At 47.8% G+C, this 15,491-nt stretch carries 12 protein-coding genes; 9 read left to right on the forward strand and 3 right to left on the reverse strand.

Going from position 1 to position 15,491, the window contains the following annotated elements; translation table 11 throughout:
- The first annotated feature begins 6 nt into the window (after positions 1-6).
- The 8 genes from C5745_RS10125 (at position 7) to C5745_RS10160 (ending at position 12,719) form a co-directional block, all read left to right on the forward strand.
- The gene (locus tag C5745_RS10125; RefSeq protein WP_165793066.1) at positions 7-1,596 is read left to right on the forward strand and encodes a glycoside hydrolase family 76 protein; all 1,590 of its coding nucleotides are present in this window, start codon (positions 7-9) and stop codon (positions 1,594-1,596) included.
- Positions 1,597-1,616: 20 nt separating this feature from the next.
- Positions 1,617-2,912, forward strand: coding sequence for a discoidin domain-containing protein (locus C5745_RS10130; RefSeq protein ID WP_105716877.1), 1,296 nt, complete (start codon positions 1,617-1,619; stop codon positions 2,910-2,912).
- A gap of 86 nt (positions 2,913-2,998) precedes the next feature.
- Positions 2,999-4,138, forward strand: coding sequence for a glycoside hydrolase family 88/105 protein (locus C5745_RS10135; RefSeq protein ID WP_105716878.1), 1,140 nt, complete (start codon positions 2,999-3,001; stop codon positions 4,136-4,138).
- A gap of 257 nt (positions 4,139-4,395) precedes the next feature.
- The gene (locus tag C5745_RS10140; protein WP_105716879.1) at positions 4,396-5,007 is read left to right on the forward strand and encodes an RNA polymerase sigma factor; all 612 of its coding nucleotides are present in this window, start codon (positions 4,396-4,398) and stop codon (positions 5,005-5,007) included.
- A gap of 57 nt (positions 5,008-5,064) precedes the next feature.
- Complete coding sequence (locus C5745_RS10145) at positions 5,065-6,066, forward strand: FecR family protein (RefSeq protein WP_105716880.1); 1,002 nt, start codon at positions 5,065-5,067, stop codon at positions 6,064-6,066.
- Between the two features lie 245 nt (positions 6,067-6,311).
- Complete coding sequence (locus tag C5745_RS10150; RefSeq protein ID WP_165793067.1) at positions 6,312-9,626, forward strand: SusC/RagA family TonB-linked outer membrane protein; 3,315 nt, start codon at positions 6,312-6,314, stop codon at positions 9,624-9,626.
- Between the two features lie 47 nt (positions 9,627-9,673).
- The gene (locus C5745_RS10155; RefSeq protein ID WP_165793068.1) at positions 9,674-11,470 is read left to right on the forward strand and encodes a RagB/SusD family nutrient uptake outer membrane protein; all 1,797 of its coding nucleotides are present in this window, start codon (positions 9,674-9,676) and stop codon (positions 11,468-11,470) included.
- Between the two features lie 19 nt (positions 11,471-11,489).
- Positions 11,490-12,719: a purple acid phosphatase family protein gene (locus tag C5745_RS10160; RefSeq protein WP_165793069.1), complete on the forward strand. Its 1,230-nt coding sequence runs from the start codon at positions 11,490-11,492 to the stop codon at positions 12,717-12,719.
- Positions 12,720-12,864: 145 nt separating this feature from the next.
- On the opposite strand, the gene C5745_RS10165 is transcribed toward C5745_RS10160, so the two are convergent.
- Both C5745_RS10165 and C5745_RS20740 read right to left on the reverse strand, forming a co-directional pair.
- Positions 12,865-13,665 (reverse strand): mandelate racemase/muconate lactonizing enzyme family protein, encoded by an 801-nt coding sequence (locus C5745_RS10165; protein ID WP_105716883.1) that lies wholly within the window; start codon positions 13,663-13,665, stop codon positions 12,865-12,867.
- Complete coding sequence (locus C5745_RS20740) at positions 13,658-13,786, reverse strand: hypothetical protein (protein WP_262508124.1); 129 nt, start codon at positions 13,784-13,786, stop codon at positions 13,658-13,660. The genes C5745_RS10165 and C5745_RS20740 overlap by 8 nt, the downstream gene beginning before the upstream one ends.
- A 153-nt stretch (positions 13,787-13,939) precedes the next feature.
- On the opposite strand from C5745_RS20740, the gene C5745_RS10170 reads away from it, so the two are divergent.
- Positions 13,940-14,548, forward strand: coding sequence for an RNA polymerase sigma factor (locus tag C5745_RS10170; RefSeq protein ID WP_105716884.1), 609 nt, complete (start codon positions 13,940-13,942; stop codon positions 14,546-14,548).
- A 72-nt stretch (positions 14,549-14,620) separates the two neighbouring features.
- Here the strand turns inward: C5745_RS10170 and C5745_RS10175 are convergent, their stop codons facing one another.
- The gene (locus C5745_RS10175) at positions 14,621-15,445 is read right to left on the reverse strand and encodes an endonuclease/exonuclease/phosphatase family protein (RefSeq protein ID WP_105716885.1); all 825 of its coding nucleotides are present in this window, start codon (positions 15,443-15,445) and stop codon (positions 14,621-14,623) included.
- Positions 15,446-15,491: the final 46 nt, after the last annotated feature.

The following is a 15,491-nucleotide window of genomic DNA, read 5'->3' on the forward strand; positions in this document are numbered from 1 at the left end:
AAAAATATGATAGCTATATATACGCTCGCCGTGGCATCCGCAATATATTTTGTGGCCTGCGAGAAAAAAGAACAAGGTGGACTCGGTGAAGGCCGGGTACAAGGGGTAGATTTGCGTGCTCCGGTCGACGGGAGTACGGTAACGCTCGCCGAGAACGGTGATGGACTTCAATTCAAGTGGTCTGAAGCCACCGTCTCGAATGGCACATTAGCCTTTTATACCGTTGTATTTGATAAGGCTTCGGGCGATTTTTCGCAGCCAATCATGAGCCGCCGCCCCGATAAACTGGGATCCGCGACTGTGCTGACCGTACCTCGTATGACGTTGGACTCGCTGGCAAGGGCGGTGGGCGCTACGGTAGGCAACCCGGTCGATATCAAATGGACCGTGCAGGCGAGTACGGGTATCAATGGCGCTCTTGCAAAGCAACCATTTACCTTAAAACTCGAAGTAACCCAGGACCAACAGGGGGATATGCTGATGACGGCTGCAGATCAGATGATGGATGCGTTGGTTACTCATTTTCTGGACGGCATGCCACTGGATATCTGGGGCGAATACTATCCACGACGAAATACGTTTTGGGACGGAGCCTCTACGGTGTGGGGCCAGGGAGCGGCATTTTCAGGATATACGGCACTCAAAGTTATGGGAGAACACGACCAGGCGCTTAAGGCAAAGTATGCAACGCTCTATGACAATAGGCTACTTACGTCGATTGATAAATTCCGAAATCAAAGACAGGGCGGTCCTGAGGGATATGCTGTATTTCCGGGTGGCGGCGATGAGCGATTCTACGACGATAATGTGTGGATCGGATTAGATATGGTCGATCTGTACATGCTGACCAAGGATACCAAATACCTCGATCGTGCAAAACTCGTCTGGAATTTTGTGCTGTCGGGAACCAACGATCTGATGGGCGGAGGGGTACACTGGAAGGAAGGCGACAAAGGAAAAAATACCTGTTCGACCGCACCTGCGGCAGTACTGGGAGCAAAGCTTTATCAGGCGACCAACGAGCAGGTATACCTCGATCGTGCAAAGGAATTCTACCATTGGGTGAAAGATCGGCTTCAAGATCCAGAAGATAAGTTGTATTGGGACAACATCAAGCTGTCCGATCCGGACAATCCGGGATCAGCGGTAATCGTAGACAAAACAAAATTCACCTATAACGCAGGGCAGCCTGTACAGGCCGCTGTATTGTTATATGAGATTACGGGCGACAACCAATACCTGACGGATGCCCGCGAAACGGCTGAAGCAGCTTACAAACACTGGTTCAAACCTTACCATTCCAGCGCGCTTGGTGAGGAAATCGTGATGTGGACGGATAACAATGTGTGGTTCAATGCAATTCTGTTGAGGGGTTACATCGAATTGTGCCGCGTAGACAAGGATGAAAAGTACGTACAGGCTTACCGAAAAATAATGCAACATGCCTGGATGTCTCCAGTAAGGGATGCACAGACAAATTTACTGAACAATGATTTTAAAGCAACCGCTCCGCGACCGGAATCGGGAATCCTGTATCAGGGTGCCTGCGTCGAGATGCTGGCGAGGCTTGGAGATTTTGAAGCAAAAAAATTGTAAAATTATTAATATACCGAATTATGATACATTTGATCAAAAATAGCGTGGCCATACTAGCCCTACTATGCATCTTTTGGAGCTGCTCCAAGGAGGATGAAATAAAAGTGAACGATATCCTGATCCAGAATATCGACAACGACGGCTTGAGTATCCCATTGAACGAAACATTTCAAGTAGAAGCTGCTGTGGCTCCTGCAAATGCGGAAAGAGGTGGGATTACCTACAAATCGAGCGATGAGGAAATATTTACCGTGTCGGCAAAAGGATTAATCACACCCAAGAACATGGGCGAAGCAGATTTGATCGTGAAGACCCAGGACGGTAGTAGGTTAAGTGATCAACGGACAATTACGATCGAAAGACCATCCATTGAAACCATTGAAGTAGACGGAATGGTAGACGGCTATCTTATCGTAGGGTATAACCTGGAACAGAAGGTGATGATCAATTTGCTGCCCGAAAATAGCACGCCGTTGGTAACATTTCACACAGATGACGCCAGTGTATTTACTATAAGTGAAGCCGGCAGGGCGTTGGGGCATCGTTTAAATGGTGAGGCTAATTTAACCGTTCGGGCAGTGCATAATCCAGAAATTCATACGACCGTTAAAGTGAAGGTGCTGGATCTGACCGTATCTGAGATCGTTGCGCCGACTAATCGGTTGAGCATTGTACCAATGGGAGGCACGTATCAATTAAGGAGAGAACTAACCATATTGCCAGCTATAGCAGCCGGGGTCGAACTCCGTTATGAAAGTAACCGCCCCGATATTGCGACGGTAGACGAGGGGGGTGTCGTAACGGCAAAAGGCCGGGGTGAGGTGGAGATTACTATTTCATCCAAAGATGCTAATCCAGTACAGTCTACCGTGACCTTCTTCATCGAAGCGGAACTTAGTTACACGGGATGGACCGTTACTGCATCTTCTTTCAATCAATCACAGGGCACACCGGGAGCAATCTTGGTTGATGGAGCTTCACCTTTTTGGCACAGCAAATGGGAAGGTGGTTCGGAAAAGCTACCACACTGGATTCTAGTGGATATGAAAGCAGAACAGATGATTACCGAAATCATGATTAACAGGAGAACAACAAATACGGATTTGCGCAAAGGCTTCATTGAAGTGAGCCAAAATGGCGGTACTTTTACGCACGTGGGTGAGCTAAACTGGGGATCTGCACCGGCATCGGACGATAAGCGTTTTGTAGCTTTTGCGAAGCAGAAAGTTCGTTACATCCGTATCACGGTAACCGAAAGCAACAGAGGCGATAATGCAAGTATTAATCGTATGCGCGTATACGGCGCGAGTGAATAGTATGTGGATTGCATATTAAAATAAATGAGTAATATAGGCCATTGGCACTTTTTGCCAATGGCCTTATGACGTAGCGAATAGATAGTATGAAAAGGACAATTCTAAAAATATGTATACTGTTTTTGAGTATACAGACTTATGCACAAAATGGCGTATGGGACGATTTACCCGCTTATGCAGACCCCGTGTTGATAGGCGAGAAGCTTGTAAAAAATTATCTGGCCAGCGATTACAGACATTTTGACGAGATCCCCGGCGAGCCACCTTACATTGTATATCCAGAGACCTGCACCTGGTTAGGAGCGCTGGTGTTCAGCGAAAAAACGAACAACACAGCGTTGCTGATGGATCTGGAAAAACGGTTCTTTCCACTTTTGGGAAAGAGAAAGGAACTCATGCAGAAGCCCAATCACGTTGATAATACGGTTTTTGGCGTTATTCCATTGCGACTCTATATGCTAACCGACAATCCGCTTTATTACCATATCGGAATCGATTTCGCTGATCGGCAGTGGCAGCTCCCTAAATCGTCTGCAAGCGATAGTATTAAACACTGCGCATTATTGGATAGGGGACTCAGCTGGCAGACCAGATTCTGGATAGACGATATGTATATGATCACTGCAATTCAAAGCCATGCATACCTTGCAACAAAGGATAGGAAGTACATCGATCGTGCGGCCTATGAAATGACGGTATACCTGGATTCTATCCAAAAACCGAACGGTCTATTTTACCATGCCAAACAGGCACCATTTTTTTGGGGAAGAGGTAACGGCTGGATGGCTGCAGGTATGACGGAACTGCTGAAGAACCTTCCTAAAGATAATAAACACTATCCGCGTATACTGTCTAGCTATCAACATATGATGCGTACGCTAAAATCTTATGTGAATAAGGAGGGACTCTGGGGACAACTTGTCGACGAGCCTGAAGGTTCCTGGACAGAAACCTCGGGATCGGCCATGTTTACGTATGCTATGATTGTTGGTGTAAAAGAAGGGTGGCTCGACAGGCATGAATATGTACCTGTGGTGCGAAAGGCTTGGCTGGCGCTCATGCCATATATTAACGACAATGGCGATCTAAGAGATGTTTGTATCGGCACTAATATCGGTTCTACAAAGGAACATTATCTTAATCGTAGAAGATTGGTCGGTGATTTTCACGGACAAGCGGCGCTGCTGTGGTGTGCAAGTGCGCTGTTGCCGGAGGAAAAGCAATAGGACGACTGGTTATGTAGTTGGAACTGTTCTGCGGTGAGTAAACTCACCAGCCGTTTGCTGGAAGGCCGGCGGCGAAGGCGACGACGTAATTGGTAAGTTTCTTTTGTATTTTTTTTTGTTTGAGCTCCCGGGGTGTAAGCCTCGGGAGTTTTTGCATTTGGATTTCTTGCCGTATCATAATCCTGTCATGCTATCTTTGGCACGATTTAATATTGTGTTAATATTATACCCCTAAATTTGGACGATATTTAAAAGTCATGGATCAGGCGCAAGTAAAGAACTGGTGGATAGAAGTTAAGACGCAAAGTAATCGGAAAGCCTTCGATCGTATATATCTGTCGACCTGGCACAAGTTATATGCACAGGCATGGCGACGCGTAGAAGACGAAGATGTAGCGAAGGATATGGTACAGGACGTCTTTGTAAAGCTCTGGGAGGGACGGCAATCGATAACCATTGCAGGGACAGTACCCGCATATCTAAATGCGGTCCTGAAAAATCGAATAATGGATTATTTCCAATCTGAAAACGTATTGAAAAGTGCTTTAGAGCGAGCTTTCCTTATCATGGAATCCGTGGTTGACCGGCCTGAATTAGGACTCTCTTACGAGGAGACGGAAGGAATTCTGGAAGAAGAGCTGGCCAAAATGCCGAAGAATATGCGGGAAACTTTTCTGCTCCGGTTGGATAATCAAAGTATACCCATGATCGCCCAATCATTGAATCTTGCTGACCAAACCGTAAACAACCTACTTACGGAAGCAAGGCGAAGACTGAAAGACAATCTTCCACGAAGATTTGAAAATCACCACCCCCAATATGTGATTTTATTCCTGTATGCCCTTAATGAAATTTTAATATACAATTAACCTTTTCTTGAAGTAGTTTCACGGCTTTTTTTGGTCTTAGTAGTAAAAGAAGCATAAGTGACTAGTAAGGAATTTCAGGAATTATTGCGCAAATATCGCGCTGGTAACGCAACTGACCAGGAGGTCAGGTTGATAAACAAATGGTATCAAGCGTTTGAAGACAAACTTCCCGATTGGAATACCCATCAACAGAAAGAAATTAGAAACAGCATCCATCAACAGATTCTGAATGCGATAGATTCTACCCAGCCTGCGGAAGATCAGCAGGAGACAGCCAACGGTCGCCGGTGGCCGCGGCAGCTTGTCCGGCTAGCGAGAGTCGCTGCGGTGCTGGTAGGCGTCTTTTTTGCTTTCTACCTGGCCCGTCAGTGGAATATGCCGAGTCCAGGCGACACCCGGCAGCAGGTTGTCGAGGAGGTCGTGGTAGAGGCGGGGCAAGGGCAGGTCAAACAGGTCACGCTGGCAGACAGTACCGTGCTGTGGCTGAACGGCGGCACGAAGGTGCGGTTTGAGAAGGCCTTCCATAAATCGGCCGAACGGAAAATTTACCTCGACTATGGCGAGGTACACTTTGATGTGAAACGGGATACGTTAAAGCCCTTTGTGGTGAACTCGGGTTTCGCTACTACCAAGGTGCTGGGGACCAGCTTTGCGGTAAAAGCGTATAACGAACTGCCGTACGAACTGATATCCGTTTCGAGCGGAAAGGTGCAGGTCTCTGTACAGCACGGAAATCAAGTATATATTTTGGGCGCCGGAGAATTCATCAAGATCGGCAAGGAAGATCATCGGCTTGATCTGGGCAGGACGGAGCAGGAGCAAAGTAGCTCGTGGAGGGAGGGAATCACCTTCCTGGATCAGGCATCGTTCGTGGAACTCGCATTGGTGCTGAAAAATAGCTATGGCGTGACGCTGACTGCCGGAAATAAGGCGATTGAGAAACAGCGCTATACGCTGATGATAGACCGGAAGGTGCCTTTCGACGACATCGTCGAGGCCGTAAGTTCGGTGAACAATAACCAGATTAGAAAGGAAGGAGGGCAGGTGATCATGTTCTAGACAAGTGCGGGGGCATATGTGCCCAGGAATCAATAATAAAAAAACCGGTAGGCAGTTGCGATGCGCTACCGGCAGGAATGAGGTAGCTGGAAAACGTTGGAAGCGTGTCTCCAGCATGTATAAAGTAATTTGTAGTGAAACAATTACTGATTCCAAATACAAATATACACTTGTTTGTCCAGATTGGAATCAGGTTATAGAATATAATAATGACGTTAAAAATATCAACGAATCTTAGGAAAGTCATGAGATTATCTACGATTGTGTTTTGTATGACTACTGCGGTGTTTGGAACGCTCTATGCAAAGACTTCGAATGCCCAGTTTCTCGAAAAACGTGTCCGGATTGCAAGGGAAGTTCGAAATGCATCAGAGATCATAAGGGATCTGGAAAGCCAAAAAATCAGGTTTGTCTACGATAGGGAGGCACTGAACCTGGCTGGTATTCCTGCGAAGCTTGTCCATAAGGGAGATGCAGGCCCTGTCGGGCAGATCTTACAGGATGCATTTAAGGGCACCGAGGTCACCTTTGAGGAAAAATCCAGTTTCATCGTGCTGAAGAAGAAACAGCGACCCGGACGTATCCTCGGGCAGGTCAAAGACGTTAGCGGGGAAGTGCTGATAGGCGCAACGCTGAAAGTTGTAGAGACCAACCAGAATACCGGAACAGATGTGGACGGTAAGTTCTCGATGAGCGTCCCGCCCGGAAACTATACGCTGGAAATCTCGTATATCGCCTACGGCACGCAGCGTAAGAGTGTCGTGGTTCAGGAGGGAAGAACCTTAACGATGGATATCACGATGTCGCTCGAAGGAAGTGAGCTGGATCAGGTGGTGGTGGTGGGCTACGGCACGCAGCAACGCGCACTCGTCACGGGGTCTGTCAGTACCTTGGAAAGCCAAAAGGTTGTCGCTGCTCCGGCAATAAACCCGTCTGATGCCATTGCGGGGCGTATCCCGGGACTGGTAGCGTTGACACCGTCGGGCGAGCCGGGCAGCAGCTCGGGTATATCGATCCGTGGAAATAACACATTGGGCAATAATTCGCCCCTGGTTGTAGTCGATGGAGTGCCCAATCGGGAATGGGAACGTCTCAACCCACAGGATATTGAAAACATCACGGTGCTGAAAGATGCCTCGGCAGCTATTTACGGAGCGAGGGCCGCAAACGGGGTTATCTTGGTAACGACTAAGAAGGGAACGTCCGGCAAGCCCAAGATCCAATTCAATTACAACGAAGGACTTGCGGCACCGACAGTAGTGCCGGAGGCGGCGGATGCAGCAACCTATGCACAGCTTCTCAACGAAGTGCTGCTCTACGAGGGAGCGAGCCCCATGTATTCGGAAGAGGATATACAGAAGTACCGCGATGGCTCGGATCCGCTGCACTTTCCGAATACGGACTGGTACAAATCTACCTTGAAAAACTGGTCTACACAGCGTACGGCAGATGTAAACATCTCGGGAGGACAGGAAAGTCTGCGCTATTACTTGTCGGCGGGTACACGTTATCAGGATGCAATATATAAGAACAGCGCCACTTCTTATAAGCAGCACAACCTCCGGCTGAACTTGGATGGGACGATATCACCCTATATATCGTATGGTGTCAATGTAGCGGTCCGCGAAGTAAACAGGAACTATCCAACGGAATCGGCATCGTCGATATGGAACCGTCTGCGTGCCTCCAAACCGAATATGCCGGACTTCTGGCCGACGGGCGAGCCTGCGGATAACGGCGACAGCGGAAACCCGGTGGTCATCACCACCAACCAGACAGGCTACGACCGGAATAAGGCGACGGTATTCGAAACCCGGGGAATCCTAGACCTGCGAGCCCCTTGGGTGGACGGCCTCTCGCTAAGTTTGACAGCAGCTATGGACAATAACATACAGAACGATAAGTTGTGGAAAACGCCATGGTACCTGTACGCCTGGGACCGTACTTCCCTTAATGATGCCGGACAACCACTGTTGGATCGCGTGCAGCGGGGCTATTCAAATGCGGAGTTGCGCCAGGATATGCAGGATAACAGGTTGGTTACGTTGAATGCGCTCGGTAAATACCAATTCCAGTTCAATGATTATAAATTTGATGTGATGGCCGGGGTCGAGCGTATAGAGGGCGACAATATGAACTTTTACGCTTTTCGTAAACATTATGTGTCCACCGCCATCGATCAGCTTTTCGCCGGTGGTGACCTGGAAAAAGACAATGGCGGGGTGGCCAGCCAGGAAGCGCGTCTCAATTACTTTGGTAGGGTGAATTATAATGCAAAAGACAAGTATCTACTGGATTTTGTATGGCGTTATGACGGTTCGTATATATTTCCGAAAGATAGCCGTTTTGGTTTCTTTCCCGGAATATCGGGAGCGTGGCGTGTGTCGGAGGAGGCATTCTGGCAGCCGATAAAACCAGTAGTAAACGAGTTGAAATTTAGGGCATCCTGGGGGAAAACAGGGAATGATAGGATAGATCCGTACCAATTTCTTCCGAGTTATGCCTACGGCTCTGGTGTGGCTGATATTTACATATTCAATGAGACGGAATCGTCTAAGATACTTGCTGAATCCAGTATTGCAAACCCGTCGGTTACGTGGGAGGTCGCAAAACAAACAAATTTAGGGATGGATATGCAGCTGCTAAACAACAAGCTGAGCTTCTCCGCCGAGTATTTTCACAACCACCGGACGGATATCCTGTGGCGCCGTAATGCATCCGTCCCCGGATCCACGGGTATGACACTTCCCTACGAAAATATCGGCGAAGTTATCAATACGGGTGCGGAGTTTCAATTAGCCTATAACGGAAAGAAGGGGGACTTCTTCTACACGCTGTCCGCCAACGTATCACTCAATAAAAATAAGATCAAGTTTTGGGATGAGACGCCTGGCGTACCCGAATATCAGCAATCGACAGGGCGTCCGATGAACACCGGCCTGTACTACAAGGCTATAGGTATCTTCCGTGACGAAGCCGCCGTGGAAGCCTACCCGCACTGGACAGGTGCACGGCCGGGCGATGTTATTTTTGAAGATGTGAATGGCGATGGTGTAATCGATGGGCTGGACCGTATCCGGATCGACAAAACATCGCTTCCAACACACATTGGCGGATTTAACACGGATTTGGCCTACAAAGGGTTTTCTGCGTCGATCTTTTTCCAATGGGCATTGGGAGCGATCCGTAACGACTATTTCGAAATGCAGGGACAGATAGGCAATTACCTTGCCCGTGATGCGGAAGGACGATGGACACCTGAGAATCCTGATACAGACAAGCCCCGCACCTGGAACCGATACAACGAATACTGGAGGAGCAACCAAAATACATATTGGCTGCAATCTACGGATTACCTCCGGCTCAAATCGGTACGTTTAGGTTATACACTGCCCAAGGCTGTTAGCGCTAAGCTATACGCTTCGGACGTGCAGCTGTATGTATCTGGCCTCAACCTGCTCACGTTCACAGGCATTCAGGATGTGGATCCGGAGAGTACATCAAACACCGCATATCCGGCCAATAAAGTGTTCAACATGGGGCTGTCGGTCAGCTTCTAGCGGCCAACTGTAGTTACTAAAATTTTTAATTAGATATTTTGAAAGTGATGAGAAATTGGATAGTAATAGCGACGCTATCTTTGTTTATGGTAGTCGGAATGAACGCCTGTAAGCAAGATTTTTTGGATACGCAATCGCAGGAAAAATTTACCGACGATGCGGTATGGTCCGACCCGGCCTTGGTAGAGACCTTTCTGAACCAGATTTATTTCAGGCTTTACGAGCCCCTTACGGATGGCCGGGGTACAGCCAATATTGTTGATGAAGGGCATTATAGGGGGAACAGCTCGTCAAATTTACATAACAACAGTCAGACTACGCAGGATAACCTCTACGCGTGGGGCTATCAGCGTAACCTGGCTTGGAATGAGCTCTACAAGTCGATCCGTTATTGTAATGTATTCTTTAGTAAGGTGGCGGAGGTGCCATTCACGGGAACGGTCGTTGATGGGAAGACCGATCAGGAGCGAATGACGGGCGAAGCACATTTTTTACGCGCCTTCAACTACCACTATTTGCTGGCTCTCTACGGCGGCGTGCCGCTCGTAACAGAGGCCTATGGCTTAGACAGCGAATTTGCTGTGCCAAGAAACTCCTACGAAGAATGTATAGATTTCATCGTATCGGAGTGTGATAAAGCAGCCGCGCTGCTTCCGGAGGTTCATTCCGGCAGCAATATAGGACGCGTAACCAAGGGGGCTGCATTGGCTTTGAAGTCACGTGTGTTGTTGTATGCGGCCAGTGATCTGCATACGCCTAATGCTTTTATATCGGCCTTTAAAAAGCCTGAGTTATTAGGTTATACCGACAATGCGCAGGAGGAGCGTTGGCGTAAGGCTAAGGAGGCTGCGAAAGCGGTCATTGATCTTGGCTTGTATGCTTTGCACAAGGCGGAACCTGCCGAAGGCGATTCGGTAGCGCAGAACATCACCGAGATATTCCTGACGAACAACACTTCGGAGGATATCATGGTTAAGTATTTTACGCAGGTAATGGGCCAACGGTGGGGCTTATACTCTTCGCCAAACGGATATTACGGCTGGGGAGTGAACGCACCTGTCGCCAATTTTGTGGACGCCTTTCAGATGGCCGATGGAACACCGTTCGACTGGAATAATCCGGCACATGCGAAAGATCCTTATGCAAATCGCGAACCTCGTTTCTACGCGACCGTCTTTTACAACGGTGCATCGTGGAGACAACGGCCGGCCGATGCGCAGGGCCTCGATCCAGACAATAAGATCCAAACCGGCACCTACCAACGCTGGGATGCGGCTGCGGGCAGAATGTATGAAACGTATGGTATAGATACTAGAAATGGACCTATCGAAAACTGGAACGGTTCCTATACGGGCTATTATTGTAGAAAGTATGTAGACCCCAGCGTGAATGTGCAATACATCCGGCAATCGGTCACATGGCGGTTTTTCCGCTATACGGAAATACTCCTGAACTACGCCGAGGCGTGTATAGAACTCGGCGAAGAGGCTGAAGCCAGAACGTATATCAACGCCGTGCGCAAGCGCGCCGGTCTGCCTGCAACAGCAGCCACGGGCGAGACCCTCAGGAAGCTATATCGAAATGAGCGCCGTCTCGAACTGGCGTTTGAAGAGCATCGCTACTTTGATGTACGGAGATGGATGATTGGCTCCGAAGCATATAGCCCGGCTTATCAGGCAAAGGTAGTTTACCCATTAATGCCTAATAATACAACGGCCACAACGCCGGTGGTTACCCACGTGAAGTTTGATGACCGTTCTTGGGATAATAAATCGTATTTCTTTCCAATACTCCGGGATGAAATGAATAAAAATGCGAAATTGGACCAGAATCCCGGGTATTGATAATCTAACCAGAAACGCGATGACATTTTTTAAGAGAAGACACTTTTTAAAGGCATTGACTGTTGGCTCGGTGGCGGCCGCCATGCCAAAAGCGGGTACAGCAATGGAAATGCTGGGCCGTGACCTGCCGGACGACGGCGCTTTTTCGTTACTGACTCCGCCCTACTTGCAGCATCTTGCAACGGATGGGGTCACTGTATGCTGGATCACGGATAAGCCCGCTTTCAGCCATGTCGAGTACTGGCCGGCAGACGCGCCTCAGGACGTTAAGGTCCAGCACACGGCGAAGGACGGGCTCGTGCTGGCTAACAACAGAATAAATAAAATCAGGCTGTCCGGTCTTAAACCCGGACAATCATACGCCTATCGTGTGGTCAGCAAGGAAATTGTTGAGTTTAAGGCGTATTCAAAAACGTTCGGACCCACCGTCACAAGCGAAACGTTCAGCTTCCGGACGGTAGATCCGCATAGCAAGACAGCGGCTTTGCTGGTGATGAACGATGTGCACGACCGCCCTCATTCGTTTGCGGTGCTCGAAGGCCTATATGGTAGTAAGGATTATCAGGAGGTGCTTCTGAATGGGGATACATTTGATTACCAAACCGGAGAACAGCAACTGATTGACCACCTGATTAAGCCCTGCACGGCACTTTTTGCGTCTAACAAGCCGTTTATGTTAATGCGCGGCAACCACGAAACCAGGGGCGACTTCGCATACGCGCTTGGACAATATTTCGAGAATATTGACGACAGGGCGTACTTTGCCTTTACGCGTGGCCCCGTGTTCTTCGTGGCGCTCGACACGGGAGAAGATAAGGCCGATGATGCCGATGCGTACCACGGTATGGCTAAATTTGATGAATTTAGGGAGAAGCAGGCGGCTTGGTTAAAAACGGTGCTTGAATCGGCCGAGGCTAAAAAGGCACGCTATCGGGTGGTGCTCATGCATATCCCGCCGTATCACTCGGGCGACTGGCACGGCACGATGCATTGCCGGAAGGTCTTTGGGCCGGTTCTGGCCAATGGTCATGTAGACCTAGTGATCAGCGGGCACACGCATCGCTACGGCGTGCACGAGGCCCAGGAAGACCATCCATATCCTATCATGATTGGCGGCGGCCCGAAGGAAGGTCAACGTACGATCGTTAAGGTGGAGGCGAACCAGGACGGTCTGGAAGCGCAGCTGATACTGGAAACAAAGGAAACGGTGGGCAGGGTGTTATTGAAACCCCGCCAACTAAGGGGATAATACCCTGTTTCGTGGATATAGATAGCTGTCCGGTTCGCTGGACAGCTATTTTTGTTTGTATGCCTGTTCCGTTTCGACTACTGGTTGCTTGCGTAGGCACGAATGCGAATACCCCGTTATTGCGGGGACGGACGACGAAGCGATCTTAGAAGTCCGGTGTTAGGTTGTAAAGATGTTGAGTTGTTAAGGGTGCGCTATATTCCCTTTCGCCCATGGCTAAAGATATTCCTGCCTGATGGCGCAAATATTGATATCCTTGGAAATCCGTGTGGTCAATAGGCTCCTCGAACCAGTGGATGCCGAGTTCACGGGCGGCCCTCGCTAGGGATAACGCGTCTGGTACCTTCATCCCTTGGTTAGCATCCATCATGATTCCGATATCTTGGCCTACAGCTTCCCGAACACGCCTTAACCGTTCTAAATCTTCTTTCCAGTCTGGTTTTCCTACTTTTATTTTTACCGCTTTAAAACCACGTTGTTTATAATCGGTAGCTTCGGCCATAAGTTCGTCAATGGTATACGAGCTCCAACCGCCGCTTCCATAAATTGGGATTGGGCGTGCAGCTCCTCCAAGAACTTTCCAAATGGGTTGTCCTAATATTTTGCACCACGCATCCCACATCGCTATATTGAAAGCGGATTGTGCCCATCGGTTTATCCCCTCTAGTCCGAAATATTCGTTGTTTTGATTTATACGCTCAAAACAGCCCGTCATATCATGTACATGTTCGCCTATAACCATCTCGCCTATGTCTTTCAAAGCGCCAATTATTGCTCTGGGGCTGTACTGAAAGCTGAGAAGGTACGATTCTCCGATTACGCCTGACGCGGTCTCGATCCGTAAAACAATAAAGGAAATTTCGGTAAGTGTGTGCGTCGCGTCTGCTATCGGCTTGCTCAAGGAAGCATTGGCCTTGTATAATGTGAAGTTCTTAATTTTAATCATATAGTAATCCAAACTTACAAGGTAGATAGTGTATTAAAAATAGGTGTCCTGTGGTATCCTGTTGCGGCACCTCGACCGCGAAGCCATATTGATCTACGCCGCCAACAATACCCTGAAGCATCTGCTGGGAGTTTTCTCAATCATCGATTCCTTATAGCAATTATCGTTGTTTTTTTTGTATTTTGCGAGCGCAACTTATATAAACTGCTTCATTATTTAATGATAAATTAACAAGCTAACCGTTACATTTGCCGATGCAACCGGTTCAAGGAAAATGACTACAAGGAAGAACATATCGAGAGAGACTCTCTTAAAGCTTAAAAGCGGGGATACGAAAGCCTTTGTTGAGATATATGATGCCTATCATAAGGGTATTTTCCTTTTCATTCATAAATATCTGCGAGACGATATGTCAACAGAAGATATCGTGCACGAAGTCTTCATGAAAATATGGGAAGTAAAAGAGAGGGTCGACCCGGATAAATCATTTATAGCTTATATGTACCGTATTGCTAGAAACGCTACTTATAAAGAATTGAAAAAGCGTTTGGAACATGCCTCGTTGGATATTTTCGAAAGGGAGGGGATCGAACCCTTAGCAACGGAATCTTTGGAAGAGACCTACCAAGCAAAAGAGTATGACTTGCTCTTTGATCATGCGGTAAAGTCTTTACCTCCTCAACGGCAGAAGGTGTTTGTATTATGCCGACAGGAAGGAAAGACTTACGAGGAAGTTGCTAACCAGTTGTGTATTTCGCCGTATACGGTGAAAGAACACATGTCATTGGCCATGAAATCTATTCAAGATTATATGGGAAAGAAAGCGGGTCTATCTATTTCCCGTACAGCTTTTATTTGCGCACTAGCGATGGGTATGTTATAGCGCCGAAGTTGACGTGTATTGGAAATCTTTGACATAGTAATATTTTTTATGGATGAAGGAATAAATGGATTTTTAATGCAGTTTAAAGGTAGAAATAACGGGAAAGTGATCTGATTCCTTATATGCGCGTGTGTCAACGGTATAAGATTGTACGGAAAGTCCCGTAATGGGCGCGTACATCATATAATCGATTACACTGCGCGGGTTATCTGTTGAAAATGTAAACTGTGAGCAGTTATTGTTGAAACACCCTAAAGTAAGATGCTGTCGTAAAATACCTATAGTTTCAGAATTGGGCAAAGCATTGAAATCGGCGCCTACAATGACTGGTTCCTGGTATCCCTTAAGGATAGTAACAAAGTCCTTGGCCTGCTTTAAGCGGTTCGCCTCGTTGCTGAGGTGATCAAAATGGGTACTAATGAAATGAAATTCCTTCCCTTCTTTTTCTACCGTTACTCTTGCTACGGAGCGGATCTCACCGGGGAGTTCGGCTGTTACACCGAGATTGTAGGCTTTCGTCTCTTTAATGGGGAGGTTGGATAATATGGCATCCCCATATTCACCGCCATGACGGGGTTCCGCCAGTGCAAAGAAATGTGACATCCCGGTAAGGGTAGCGAGTTCTTTGGCCACGTCACCTACGGCTTGTCCGTTACGGGTAGTAAAACGATCTACTTCTTGTAAGGCAACTAAATCGGGTTTATGTTTCTTGATGACTTCCGCTATTTCCTGAAGTTGAGGTGCGTGTAGCCCGCCCTGTCTTGCTCCCCAGATGTTGTAAGTCATAGTTTTAACAACGACGGCATCTTGTGCAGGAGGTATATCATCGGGGGTGTCTCCGCTTTTTCCGCAGGAGGTCAACAAGAAAACGAATGTAAGGAAACTTATAAATTTCATTATTGTGCTATGGTATTTAAAGGGTTCATAATTAATATATTGCCTG

It is taken from the genome of Sphingobacterium haloxyli (genome assembly GCF_002980525.1).
In the GTDB taxonomy this organism is placed as follows: Bacteria; Bacteroidota; Bacteroidia; order Sphingobacteriales; family Sphingobacteriaceae; genus Sphingobacterium; species Sphingobacterium haloxyli.

Coding starts and splice junctions, on each gene's coding strand:
- C5745_RS10130 (WP_105716877.1), top strand. CDS start 1,617: ATGATACATTTGATCAAAAATAGCGTGGCCATACTAGCCCTACTATGC.
- C5745_RS10160 (WP_165793069.1), top strand. CDS start 11,490: ATGACATTTTTTAAGAGAAGACACTTTTTAAAGGCATTGACTGTTGGC.
- C5745_RS10150 (WP_165793067.1), top strand. CDS start 6,312: ATGAGATTATCTACGATTGTGTTTTGTATGACTACTGCGGTGTTTGGA.
- C5745_RS10165 (WP_105716883.1), bottom strand. CDS start 13,665: ATGATTAAAATTAAGAACTTCACATTATACAAGGCCAATGCTTCCTTG.
- C5745_RS10155 (WP_165793068.1), top strand. CDS start 9,674: ATGAGAAATTGGATAGTAATAGCGACGCTATCTTTGTTTATGGTAGTC.
- C5745_RS10140 (WP_105716879.1), top strand. CDS start 4,396: ATGGATCAGGCGCAAGTAAAGAACTGGTGGATAGAAGTTAAGACGCAA.
- C5745_RS10135 (WP_105716878.1), top strand. CDS start 2,999: ATGAAAAGGACAATTCTAAAAATATGTATACTGTTTTTGAGTATACAG.
- C5745_RS10170 (WP_105716884.1), top strand. CDS start 13,940: ATGACTACAAGGAAGAACATATCGAGAGAGACTCTCTTAAAGCTTAAA.
- C5745_RS20740 (WP_262508124.1), bottom strand. CDS start 13,786: ATGCTTCAGGGTATTGTTGGCGGCGTAGATCAATATGGCTTCGCGGTC.
- C5745_RS10125 (WP_165793066.1), top strand. CDS start 7: ATGATAGCTATATATACGCTCGCCGTGGCATCCGCAATATATTTTGTG.
- C5745_RS10175 (WP_105716885.1), bottom strand. CDS start 15,445: ATGAAATTTATAAGTTTCCTTACATTCGTTTTCTTGTTGACCTCCTGC.